Source organism: Psychrobacter sp. R86515 (genome assembly GCF_042466315.1).
In the GTDB taxonomy this organism is placed as follows: Bacteria; Pseudomonadota; Gammaproteobacteria; order Pseudomonadales; family Moraxellaceae; genus Psychrobacter.
The window spans coordinates 2,878,692-2,891,007 of the sequence record NZ_JAXHCC010000001.1 but is presented as its reverse complement, the minus strand read 5'-3'; the positions used below and the strand labels follow the sequence as shown (position 1 = coordinate 2,891,007).

The 12,316-nt window shown below is 37.7% G+C and carries 11 protein-coding genes; 6 read left to right on the top strand and 5 right to left on the bottom strand.

Annotation, left to right across the window (positions count from 1 at the left end; genetic code table 11):
• Positions 1 to 181 precede the first annotated feature (181 nt).
• On the bottom strand, positions 182 to 775 hold the full coding sequence (locus tag SJY28_RS11840; protein WP_305936163.1) for a hypothetical protein: 594 nt from the start codon (positions 773 to 775) through the stop codon (positions 182 to 184).
• Between the two features lie 1,002 nt (positions 776 to 1,777).
• On the opposite strand from SJY28_RS11840, the gene SJY28_RS11835 reads away from it, so the two are divergent.
• From SJY28_RS11835 to SJY28_RS11825, 3 genes are all read left to right on the top strand, one after another.
• The gene (locus SJY28_RS11835; RefSeq protein WP_045456021.1) at positions 1,778 to 2,218 is read left to right on the top strand and encodes a YbaN family protein; all 441 of its coding nucleotides are present in this window, start codon (positions 1,778 to 1,780) and stop codon (positions 2,216 to 2,218) included.
• 236 nt (positions 2,219 to 2,454) lie between these two features.
• On the top strand, positions 2,455 to 4,941 hold the full coding sequence (locus tag SJY28_RS11830; RefSeq protein ID WP_379544596.1) for a TonB-dependent hemoglobin/transferrin/lactoferrin family receptor: 2,487 nt from the start codon (positions 2,455 to 2,457) through the stop codon (positions 4,939 to 4,941).
• Between the two features lie 142 nt (positions 4,942 to 5,083).
• Entirely contained in the window at positions 5,084 to 5,662 is a 579-nt protein-coding gene (locus SJY28_RS11825; protein ID WP_290165007.1) for a biliverdin-producing heme oxygenase, read from the top strand.
• A 420-nt stretch (positions 5,663 to 6,082) separates the two neighbouring features.
• On the opposite strand, the gene SJY28_RS11820 is transcribed toward SJY28_RS11825, so the two are convergent.
• Positions 6,083 to 6,835, bottom strand: coding sequence for a hypothetical protein (locus tag SJY28_RS11820; RefSeq protein WP_290165009.1), 753 nt, complete (start codon positions 6,833 to 6,835; stop codon positions 6,083 to 6,085).
• Between the two features lie 343 nt (positions 6,836 to 7,178).
• Between SJY28_RS11820 and SJY28_RS11815 the strand changes: the two genes are divergently transcribed.
• Positions 7,179 to 7,619, top strand: coding sequence for a hypothetical protein (locus tag SJY28_RS11815; protein ID WP_110817436.1), 441 nt, complete (start codon positions 7,179 to 7,181; stop codon positions 7,617 to 7,619).
• Between the two features lie 106 nt (positions 7,620 to 7,725).
• Here the strand turns inward: SJY28_RS11815 and SJY28_RS11810 are convergent, their stop codons facing one another.
• Entirely contained in the window at positions 7,726 to 8,358 is a 633-nt protein-coding gene (locus SJY28_RS11810; RefSeq protein WP_290189693.1) for a recombinase family protein, read from the bottom strand.
• A 698-nt stretch (positions 8,359 to 9,056) separates the two neighbouring features.
• Here SJY28_RS11810 and SJY28_RS11805 point away from each other — a divergent pair.
• Positions 9,057 to 9,671 carry a hypothetical protein gene (locus tag SJY28_RS11805; protein WP_379544595.1) on the top strand — a complete coding sequence of 205 codons (615 nt, stop codon included), beginning with the start codon at positions 9,057 to 9,059 and terminating at the stop codon, positions 9,669 to 9,671.
• A gap of 475 nt (positions 9,672 to 10,146) precedes the next feature.
• Here the strand turns inward: SJY28_RS11805 and SJY28_RS11800 are convergent, their stop codons facing one another.
• Both SJY28_RS11800 and SJY28_RS11795 read right to left on the bottom strand, forming a co-directional pair.
• Positions 10,147 to 10,323 carry a hypothetical protein gene (locus SJY28_RS11800; RefSeq protein ID WP_379544594.1) on the bottom strand — a complete coding sequence of 59 codons (177 nt, stop codon included), beginning with the start codon at positions 10,321 to 10,323 and terminating at the stop codon, positions 10,147 to 10,149.
• 24 nt (positions 10,324 to 10,347) lie between these two features.
• The gene (locus tag SJY28_RS11795; RefSeq protein ID WP_379544593.1) at positions 10,348 to 10,689 is read right to left on the bottom strand and encodes a hypothetical protein; all 342 of its coding nucleotides are present in this window, start codon (positions 10,687 to 10,689) and stop codon (positions 10,348 to 10,350) included.
• A gap of 296 nt (positions 10,690 to 10,985) precedes the next feature.
• Here SJY28_RS11795 and SJY28_RS11790 point away from each other — a divergent pair.
• Positions 10,986 to 12,151 (top strand): IS3 family transposase gene (locus SJY28_RS11790; protein WP_379544527.1). Its coding sequence is split into 2 segments (ribosomal slippage): positions 10,986 to 11,244 and positions 11,244 to 12,151, totalling 1,167 coding nucleotides; the frame shifts between segments, so codons are not numbered across the junction.
• Positions 12,152 to 12,316 lie beyond the last annotated feature (165 nt).

The window sequence follows — 12,316 nt, the reverse complement described above, 5'->3', positions numbered from 1 at the left end:
AGCCATTTATGGACTTAGACTAAGCACTTGCCGAATATTTTCCGATATAAATAGATAGTATTTTGAGTACAGTATTTTAGGCAAATAGGTACAAGTGCCTCAATCAGAGCGTCAAATGAGCGCGTTGATTGAGAGCATTGTCATTAATGCTCTAAAAATATTTGACTATAAATATGGATAATTATATGGGTGTGTCTGATGGTGGAGCGCGTGCGAGGGGTCGTAAAAAATTACTAGGAGAGTAGGTATGTGAGCGATACAAAAACGTGACTGAGACAGTAGATAGCTCAATCAAAGCCGAGTCAGTATGTGTAAAAGCGACTGGCAATAGTGCCGCAGACATGGCAGTGCAAAGGTCGCAGCCACTGTATTTTACGGCATCAGGGTTAGATTCAGCGCTTTCAATCTTATCTTTGCTATATAAGGCTTCCTGTGAAGGTGCAGCATCAACCGTTATGACTGGCTTAACGGTCGCAGGCGATGCTAAAGATAAGGATGCATTATGATGAAGGAAATGACGAGCGGCACTATCAATGGGTATGTTGTGATTCGTTTGCGCAATATCAGTCTGTATTTGCTCATACTGTTTGGCTGCCGATACAATCGGTGCAAGCTCTGCACAGATACCATGACCTAAGTGGGCATTATCATCCCATAGAGGTGTGAGCAACAGCGTGATGTGCATGATCCAAGCAAAACATGCGACCAACATGCCGAACCACATCGTTACCGGTGATGAATATCGTAAAACAAGCTTGTAGCGCTTAGTAGACATGATAGGGTCATCGTATTACCAGCATGCTGATGATGCATAGGTAACATTTATAAGTAAGGGGGCGCACTAACTTAGAACATCATTTCAAAGAATTTCAGAAAGAATTCTTAACAAAACAGATATTATCGTTAACAATGCCATTTTAAGACAATGACTATGGTCTTTACAAGCTTGAATCTTACATTGCTTTTGTAGCGAGTGTAGTAGTCAACTAATTTAGGATGATTAACAAGGGGATTTTATTCAAATACTGATTCTCTTTTCTTCTAGTGGCAAATAGTTATCGAGAGAGTGATATCTCACGGTCTAAAAATAAATAGCCTCTAAATAACAATTAAAATCCTCGGTTCAGAAATAGCTTCATAACTACAATATGGCATCTATAAGCTATGCTGAAAAAACTGTAGAACCCGTTTTGGTAAATTAAAGACTTAATAGAGCGTTTATCATGACTAAGATAACCAGGACTCATAGTGCCGCTTTTATGACTGAAACCGTCAAAAACTAGCAGATGACAACGACAACGGCAAAGTAGCTAGGCAGCTCAGGATGAATGAGACTTCTTAAATGAGGAAGGAGGAAGCGAAGCAGTATTACGCCCCGAGGCAAGATAGTGGCTATGCTAGCAGTAGAATTCAATAGCGTTTAAGCTATAGAACGCCAAGAAAAATGTGGTTTGACTTTCATTATCAGACTGCGTAAATAAAACCCCCTAAGTCAAGTTCTACAGGATTGATAGTATAGGTCTGTAATATAAGTATCTATTAGTTCACATAAAAAAATACTGCCCTACTTTTATCAAAAATATTCAATATAAATCGTAAAACACTCATTCATTGGAATGATTGGGGTAGTAACACATCATAATTTTGATAATTGAATGATTATCATTTACAATAATCTGTAAAAAACTACCTGCAAATACAGTTTATTCTCTAATAAAAATATTCGCAGTTCGCTAAATAACTGGCTGCTACTCTTTAACTATCGAGCTACTTTCTTATGAACAATGTGCAACCTTCAACAAATTCATCGAATTTACAAAAAAAAGTAATGCTCAACCAAATTCATCATAACCGCATAATACGAATATTATTTATGGCGCTAGGCGGTTTTTTCTTCTTCATAGGCTTAGTCGGTATTATTCTTCCAGTATTACCTACCACCCCTTTCATTTTACTAACGGCAGCATGCTGGGCTAAAGGGTCTGATAAATTCAATCAGTGGCTTCTCAAACATAAAGTGTTCGGTGAAATGGTAAAGAACTGGCAGCAGCATCGAGCTATTCCTCGTAAGGCAAAATATTTGGCTTGGTCAATGATGGCTATGTCATGCGGTATGTTGTTTTACCGATTTTCTGATAGTTTGCAGTGGCTTGCTTGGGTTACATGCGCAATATGCATCACTGTTACTGTGTGGATGTCTCGACTGCCGGACGCTTAATTTTTCCTACTATTACAAGACGTTTTCCTGACTCCTTGCTAAGCCTTTGCAAAAAGTAAAATACTCTAAGATAATATATTTTCCTATTTGTTAATGATTATCGTTTACAATGTAACTATATTGTTTTATTATATGAAGAAACTATCAGCAATGTTATTAACAATTAATATTATTTCCTTTGACGACGAGGCTGATGTGAAGAAAATTGTGCTTATTTTTACTATAGGAAATTTGGAATGCACGAGGATTCAACTTATAAGAAGTCGATATATATACCTAGTCTTAAAGGTAAGTCTAAAACCCTATTAAGTATTCTTGTTGGAACTTTGATGTATCAATCAGCCATTGCGGATACTCAGCACCAAGAAGAAAACTTACCGATGTTACATATGGACACGATAACTGTTTATGCTAATAAGCAGCCCCCTATAAATGTAGGGGACGACCTTAAAACGGCCAAGACGATATCAGACAACCTAATTGACAGTGATAAAGATTTAGTCCGTTATAACCCTGATATAAGTGTGGCAGATGCAGGAAGATATGGTAGCAATGGCTACGCCATCAGAGGGGTAGATGGCAATAGGGTAGCTTTAAACTTAGATGGCGTTAGCTTGCCAGATAAGCAAGTCAATGAAATATTTTCAGCTTATGGATATATGTTTGAGGGTCGATTTTCACCCGATGTAGAGCTTCTGTCAGAGGTGGAGTTTGAAGTCGGGGCGGACTCTTTTAATTCTGGTAGTGGTGCAATGGGAGGGTCTGTTAGTTTCAAGACCAAAGACCCAGAAGATTTAATAAGACCTGATCGTCAACTTGGTGGTTATATCAAAACAGGTTATAGCAATAGCAATGAAGAATTTAGTAACGCTTTTGGTTTAGCAGGGAAAAACGATAAGGTTGAGGCAATAATTAATTATGTGCATCGTGAAGGACATGAAACAAAAAATCACCGAATGTTAGATTTCGATAAAAACAAACTAGATCCTGCCTATGATTTTATCAATGATCCAGACTATAAATATCCCTCTACAGGATACAGATCTAATACAGCAGCAATATTACCTGACCCATTAAGTTATACAACAGAGGCAACGTTAGCAAAGTTATACCTCCATTTGAACGAAGAAAACCGATTAGGTTTTCATGCCACTAAACAAAAAACGGATAGAGTATCCAATAACTTTACCAGAAAGACTTTTGCTTCAAGAATTGGTAAGGATACTGCAGAATTAGAAAGTTATGGCATCAGTCATAGATACCTACCTATTACTAGTGAGTTCATAGATGAGGTCAATACCACTTTAACTCAGCAAAAAATTACAGGAGTGGCTAATACAGAAACTTATAGCCAAGTATGGGGATCTGACTCTTATAGGGTAGATGGAGTGATGCATCGGCCTCAAGAGGACAAAACCATACAACTAAGTATAGAGGCAACAAGCTTACCGTTAGAAACTGAGAAGCTAGGCTCTCATACTTTGTCAGTTAATACAAAATATGCAAAGACGGACCATAGATTGACCTTAGAAGAAACTTATATTCCTTCTTCAGGCAACCCCAGTTCTTGGTACGATTTTATTGGGCCCTCAGTGAAGCAAGATATCTTCAATGTGGCCATTCAAGACAAAATAAATTTAACGGAAAAGCTCGATACGACGATTGGACTTCGGTATGACAATTATAACTACAAACCCTATATGGATGAAATCAATAAAAAAGGCATCGAGAAGGCGAGCAAATATTATCCGGTACGTATTGATTATGAGAATGGCGAGTTTGATCACAATAATAAAATGGACAATATAGGAGGGATGTTTTCCATAAACTACAAACTTAGCCCATATTTACAGACCCAGTATCAGCTATCTACAGGATTCATGGCACCCGCTACCAGCCAAATGTATTCAGCATTTGAGATGATGGGAAACAGTTTGACGCCCAATGTTCATCTTAAGCCTGAGAAATCTATCAATCATGAACTTAGCTTGTCTGGCCAGTTTCAAGATTTAAGTTTTACAGCTATAGGTTTCTATACTAAATATAGTGACTTTATCAGTTTGTTGAATTCTCAAGAGGAACAACAACGATGCTATGAAGATTTTTCGACCGGCCAATCGGTTTGTTCACCCCTTTCTATAAATATACTCAGCGCCCAAAATATTGGTGACGCAGAGACTTATGGATTGCGTTTAGGAGGCGTATGGGATGTTGGACAGCTTGCTGACCTAGAAGGAGATATTCGAGTAATTGCTAATTTAAGTTATGCCAAAGATAAAACTGATAAAGGAACCAACTTACTTGCGACTCAGCCTTTGAATGTCACATTCGGGTTAGGTTATGAAGCCCCTAAAAAGGATTGGCAACTGTCTGCGAATCTAAGGTATTTAGGCAGAAAACATGCTGAAGACGCAAAAGTAGCTACCTTAGAATCAAATGGTTATAACATGCCTTATGAAAATGTCATTGCTCCTTATAAGCACATTGATAAGTCTAAATCGGCTTATGTATATGATGTTTATGGGAGTAAAAAATTAGGTTCTAATTTAAAACTATCAGCAGGGGTGTTTAATTTATTTGATGCTAAATATGTTCCGTGGGATAACTTGCGTTCGTTAGCAGAATTAAACGTCAACTCTATGGTAGATGACCAAGGAGTTGGCATTGAAAGATTTACGGCACCAGGAAGAAATTACAAAGTAGGGTTAACCTACGAATTTTAGCCCATATGTCTTGGATAAAATACATAAAAAACTATCAATAAAAACCCAAAAATATTTTGGCGTGCGCTCAATCTAAAAAAAGCTAACTAAATAGGATGAAATGGGAGAGCGCCCCTTAAATTAATAAATATAGGAAACAGTGATGAACTTACCTCTTAGTGAAGCATTAAAAAAGCACTCCCGCCAAACACATGATAGTGTTGACATGCTCGTTTTATCTATGGAACCATTTGCCTCTATAGAAAATTACAGTAAATTTTTACAAGCACAAAATGCTTTTCACGAAGTTTTGCAACCTATCTATGAGAATCCCAGCTTAAACCTTAAGATTAAGGGACTTAATAGTCTATCACGCTTAGAACAAGTAGCCATGGACATGCAAGACCTTCACGTTAAGACTATGTTAGTCGATGAGGCTATACCTAGTCCAAGTGAGTTTGAATCTATTGGTTGGCTTTATTGCTCTGAAGGTTCAAATTTAGGCGCCGCAATTTTATATAAAGAAGCTCAAAAAATTGAACTTACAAGTACTCATGGTGCAAAACACCTATCTGCACATAAAGATGGCAGAATGGTGCATTGGCGTAAATTTAAAGAGCAATTAGATGGCTTAGAATTGACACTAACACAACGCCAACAAGCATTAAAAGGAGCTGAAGATGCCTTTGCATTTTTTAAAAGGGTCATTCGACAAGTAAATTATGCTGAAGAAACGGTATAACGGTCATTTAGATTGAATGGTTGCTGACATACATGGTCATCAATGTAATTCGAACGCGCCTTAAAGCAGACGTTCGGTTTTTTAATGCCATATTGAGTAATCACTGAGCTATGCTGAGGAAACCGTATAAATAAACTTAGTAAACTAACGACTCGATGAGGAGTTTGCCATGACTAAGAAAAAGCAAAGCTATAGTACGGAAGTTAAAGTATAGGTCAATCCTGGGGCGGTCTAGCTCTCTTTTATCGAGCCCATCCCAGATTCTGTGTAACTGCCATTTGCTCGGCCAGTTTTTTAAGGTCAGATTGAGTAGTCATTGCTTATTCTCCAGTTAGTGGATTATAAGCAGTTACACAAAGTTTGGGAAACTCCCATTATCTGATTATGGCTATTTTCCCTTTTTTATTTTTCTGAAGGCGTTTATAATTTTTGACAGTTTTGCAATAACGCGTAGCCACCTTTAGATTTTTTTAAATCTAACAAAGAGTAGACCATTGAGTCTCCAAACACGCCATCATTAATAGTTCCTACGCTCAGTAAGTAGTTATTATTGGAGAATACTGGATTATTTTTTTTACTATATTGATCATCAAAGTTTAGCTGTTGTGAAATATTATCGTAAGTCACTGTCGCACTAGTTTTTTGGTTATTAAAGTGGTAGGTTACGCTTAGATTTTCGTTGCTATCACACTTGTAGTTGACGACATAATTTTGCTGGTTAGATGGTTGCTGCTGGTCAGTGATAAAGCCTTTCAAATTAAAGTTTTTTGCGGTGTTTGCATGCTTACGGGCATCATTGCGTGTTTGGCTTACGATAAGCTTATAATCCCCTGTATAAGGCAGGACTTGGAAATCACCAGAGAGTTCACTAGTTTTATTGTTATTTCCAAGATACAGTAACTTTAATACCACATCGTCTGATGTGTTTTGTCTTACTACTCTTAATACTTGATTAGCTTGTGCATGGAATATATATTCCTTTGTATCATAGCCAGTAATACTGCCCTTGATATCCAAAACTTGGGGGTTAGCAATATTACTGTGACTATTTTTATGAGAAGTCTCTACTGCATTAGTATACTGACTACTGTTATCAGGTGTTGTGTTACAGCCTGCTAAAGCAGCTATACACGACATCACAAATGCAAGGGCGAGTATTTTCTTTGATTTCATCTTAAAACCTTTCGTATTAAAAAATAATTGATTATTTTAACATCCAAAATAGTTGAGTTTATTGGTGTCGGAAAAACTATATATTACATCCATATCTTCGAGTAGATTTTAGCTAGTACACAATAGACCAAAGCAAATCCAATGAAAAAACATAACAGATTAACACTCCACCCCAGTGAATGATATGTTCAAGCTAGTAAAATACGGCAAATATTCAAATATTATCCAATCAAGAATCCAAATAATCACGCACGGGGCGTTTATTAAATTGGCTAGCGTCTTTAATTTAGTTGACACAGAGTTTTGAACGCCCTCTTCTCTTATTATATTTAAAGGAAAAATTATGCGTTCTTTGCTTCTAACGACAATGTGCTTAACGGGCAGCTTAGCTCTAGTGGCTTGTAGTAACCATCGTGCCGACACCACGGATCTGAGTAAGCAGCCTACAATAGAAGCGCCGGTAGCGTCAGGGGCATTTACTGCTTTTGGAAACAAAGGGAAAATTTGGCGAATAGTGATTGAAGGAAATGAGCTAAGTATAGAGGCAAATTTCTTAAAGCCAACGACAGCAACAGTTACCGTGGTGGGTTCTGGTTCTGTCAATACTGAAGGTGTCGAATACGCGAGTACTGTCAATGGACAGCCTATTGTTGTGAATATAAAAAATAACCTTTGTATCGATGACAATGGCTATCAAAATGAATTTACTGCAATATTAACTTACGCAGGCAAAGCATATCAGGGTTGTGCTGTTGCCGGTGCAATAGAAATTGCGCCCACATAGCAGATAAGCCCAAGCGGTAGCCAATGTATATCCCAGCGGAACCATCTGAAAAGGCTCATTAATCAATTAATAGACTACTCATAGTAGACTGCTGTAGTGGAACCACTTAATGAGTACTGAGCATCTTCGGTCTTTCCTTGGCTACATCAGCGATCAGATGCCGTGAGCACTTGGTCATTTTTTGAATATCAGAATAGCTATGACCTGATTTGAGCAGACTAGTGATGATCTTACGCTTTTCCGTATCCTTTCTACGACCGGCATACTTACCTTCTGCTTTAGCACGAGCTATACCTTGCATCTGACGGTTACGGCGATCCTCATAATCTTTTCGAGCAATGGCTGCGAGCATATCCAGCATCATTGAATTAATGGCCTGCAATACACTGCTCATAAATTCAGTGCTGCTTTCAGGTTGAAGCGCCATATATGAGGTCGGCAGCTCTTTTGATACGATAGAGAGTTTTTTTTCTGATAGCATTCTTTTAAGCGTATCCCAATCAGCTTGGTTCAAACGTGCCAAGCGATCAATCTGCTCAACTAAGATAACATCGCCCTTATGAGCGTCTTCAATCAGTTGCATAAGCTTGGGTCGCACCAAGATAGCTCCTGATTCGTTTTCGATATAGAAGGCAGCAATTTTGTGGCCATGATCGTTGGCAAATGCTATGAGTTCGCTTTTGGCACGCTTAGCGTCTTGTTCTTTGGTAGACGCTCTAAGATACGCTCTGATAAACATAAACACCTAAAATAGTCTGTTATAAGTGGTTCCATTATAGCAGTCTGTTTTAAGTGGTCTGTTAATAGGTTTAGAGGGTAAAATAGCTGGTTCCCTTGGGGTATACTTAAAAATTATGCTTTTCATATGCATATGCATACTATCTATTTGTGATATTATATATATTCGTTATATTAAATATTTAAAGTTGGCTATTAAAATAAGAGAGGGTTCCGTTAACCTTCTTATGTTGTTTATCCAGGTTGTAAATAATGGAGCTAATACTATGAAACAGGAAATGCAACATCATTCAGAGAACGACCTAGGAGCCAAACCTGCGGACGAACTTGACGCAATTACGGCTGAGGATGAGTTAAACCATCTTGCAGAGCAAACATCTAATAAGTCTGGTTGGTATGACGTAAAGTGTGGAGTATGTGGGCGAGTGTGTTGTTCCCGATGTACTGCGGATGGGGATATTAATCGTTGCGCGAAAACTAGGTTTAATGCATGTAGTGTTTGCAATCATCCATCTTCGCAGCACTACCGAACTAATCACTGAATTTAATAAAGCTTTAATATGAGATTTTTTTCATTATATTCTTTATTTTTAGAACATATTTTTTTGTTAAAGATTAATTATTAGCAATAAAAAGCATAGTATATTTTCCGTTTTGAACTTCAAGAATATAGTCGACCAAAAACCTAGGAGAATGAAAATGAAAATGATACCTATCGTTTTTTTCGCCCTATGCGTTTCTTACCAAGCTAGCGCTGAAGTGACTTATTCAGTTAATGCAATAACAAAAGCAACAGCATTAGGTCCTATTGAGGTAGATACAGAATCAATTCAGACAGGTGACCATCATTGTCCACGTAACTGTGAAGGAGAGCCTACTAGGACCGCCTATAGAATTAATTATGCAGTTGAGGTTAATGAATATGAAATTACAGATGCAAAACTATCTTGCGATGCAGGGGCTTCTTGCAGCTATAACCAAGTCAGAGGTGTTGGTCATACAAAAAACACTGCTTATGGCGCTTTTGACGTTTGGTCGAGACCTAGTACATGGACATTGACAGTACAACGTCGAAAAATTCTAGATGTGGATGGTAAAACGGTACAGATCGACAGCGATGAACTTAAAGCAGGTAAATCTTTTGTGGTTGAACATGACAGAGCTTTATATAAAGATATTGAGCTCGAGGTAAATATGCCTTTCGGTGTCATAACGATGGATCCCAAGGACCCTTCAAATAAGTACTTTGAGTTACTTGGAAAGTCTAATTTTGGAACCAAAGTAAAGTATACGTTACTTTTTAAAGGTATTTAACCTCTCACAATTAGAACTAATCAACATTCGATATTATAAGAATCTTTGTGGAATGATGACGAAAATATGTATCAACATTTTTGACTCGATGCTATGCTGGCTATAGCTCCCCAGTCCCAACTACATATATTCATACATTTATCCTTCGAAGAAACTCACGCATGTTATTGAGAAATAAGCACACTTTAATGTACTGGTTCGTAACAAGCATTAAGAGCGATTAGCGAGAAAGTATCTAGGCCACCTTGGCTTCTTAAAAGAATCTCAATATTTTTTGCAAAATGAACTCTTGCTTGGTCTGTTTTGAAGGATTTTTTCAAAAACTTAAATTTATCTGGATTACTATCAGAGACAGTTTCCATTATAAATAGAACAAAATTCGATCTAGATATTTTTGAGTTTGAATTCATTATTGTTTTTAGAGAGCCAGGGGCTGCAAGACCTTAGCTCTCTACGATAGTTGCGGCTTGAAGAGTTAAGATATATGCTCTTTTTGTCTTATAGTAGAATTACCTGCAATATTCCACCACTCAGCTATCGATAACAAAGTTTTTTCATAAGCCTCATCAGAGTCACTGTACCTAGAGTTTTTACGATATTTGTAGGCTATTATAAAGAATATTATTATGCCGATAGTAAGCCAAGTAGGCATACTCGCTCCCTAAAGCACTAACTTTTATAATGCTCTTGCCGTAATTGACAGCCCATTCATAATGTAACTTCGGCCAATAACTCCATATCTTCTACCTTCTATAACGATATCAAAAGATATAGCTGAATTATCGATCTGCTTGAGTTCCATGATTATAGAAGGGTTTTCGTTAACAAATTTTAATAGCTCTGTATAATAAACATCGTCAATAGTTATAGCTAGTTCTTGTGGGTTTTTAGCTAAGAAGTTTGCTGTATAGACAATGACATTGAAAAATTTATATTTCTTTTTGCGAAAATTGTTGAATTTGTATCGAAACCAAATATATATAATTAAGAGAATGGTAATTATCCCTAGTGTTTCCATAATTGAACCTTATTATCTTGAATTTAGCACATCGTTATGCTTAGAAAGGTTACTACTTTACTCGTTTTACTCAAAAATTGTTTAATTAAAAGGCTGTCAAAGTGGGTAACGAGATTTAAAAGCCAGCGTAGCTATCGTCTCTGCACCACATTTAGCTAGAATCAATATGAAAAATAGTCTCTTGCAATAGTTATATCCAAAGCGTTGTCTCTGTGAGCAATATCACATGAGTGAGCTATGCTGAAAAAACCGTACACCTAAACTTGGTAAACTAAGCGTATTAATCGGAGTTTATCATGACCAAGAAAATAAGAAGCTACAGTGACGAATTTAAAGCCGAGGCCGTCAAGAAGATATCAGACAATAATGGCAATATCTCAGCGACCGCAAAGCACCTTGGCATCGCCATGCAGACCTTATCTAATTGGCATAATAAAGCCAATCAAGGCAAGCTTATCGGCACAGAACAATATGATCCTGATCTTATGACGGCTCTTCAGGAAATAAAGCAGCTCAAACGACAGCTTAAAGTAGCCGAAGAGGAACGAGAGATATTAAAAAAGGCGACGGCGTACTTTGCCAAGCACAGTTAGTGAAGTACGCCTTTATCAAAAACAACGATCTCTTCTTTAGTATCACTACTATGTGTCGTGTACTAAAGGTTAAGCATTCTAGCTACTATGACTGGCTGAGTCGTGATATTAGTGAGCAACAGATACACCGTAACCAATCTGAGCTACTTGTCAGAGCGGCACATAGTAAAACAAAAGCACGTTATGGTGCTGATCGACTGCACGCAAAGCTGATAGAGCAAGGGCACGATATTAGCCTATATATGGTCAGAAGCATTAAAGAAGAACATGACATCAAATGCCGTCGTCACAAACGCTTTAAAATCACCACTGATTCCAACCATAACAAGCTTGTCTATCCAAACATACTAAATCAGCAATTTGATGCTAAGCATCCTAATGAATCGTGGGTCAGTGATATTACTTATATCTGGACCAATGAGGGTTGGTTATATTTAGCTGGAGTCAAAGATTTATACACCAAAGAGCTGGTCGGGTATGCTATCAATAAGCGAATGACCGCAGATTTAGTATGTCGTGCACTCAATATGGCAATCAAGAATAAACGTCCAAGCCAAGGATTGATTGTGCACTCTGACAGAGGCAGCCAGTATTGTAGTCATGCCTATCACAAAATCATCAAGCAGCATAATTTCAAAGGCTCGATGAGTGGTAAAGGCAATTGTTTCGACAACGCACCCATAGAAAGCTTCTGGGGCACATTAAAGAATGAGCTAGTGTATTACCAAGACTATAAAACAAGGTTTATAGCAATCAATGATATCATCGGCTATATCGAGCTGTACTACAACCAAACGAGGATTCAAAAGAGTTTAGGCTATAAGTCGCCAAGACAGGTATGGTTTGACTATTATCGTCAAGCTGCTTGATTCAAATCTCCCAAGTTTAACTGTACGGATTTGACGGCAGGGGTCAATATTAGTTATATCGGTGATGGCAGAAGATACGAACAGATTAGATTCATAATTCCTGGCTATAATAAGGCATGGGTCTGCTTCGAGTTTGATAATGCAGAGTTTGATCGTCCAATCCTA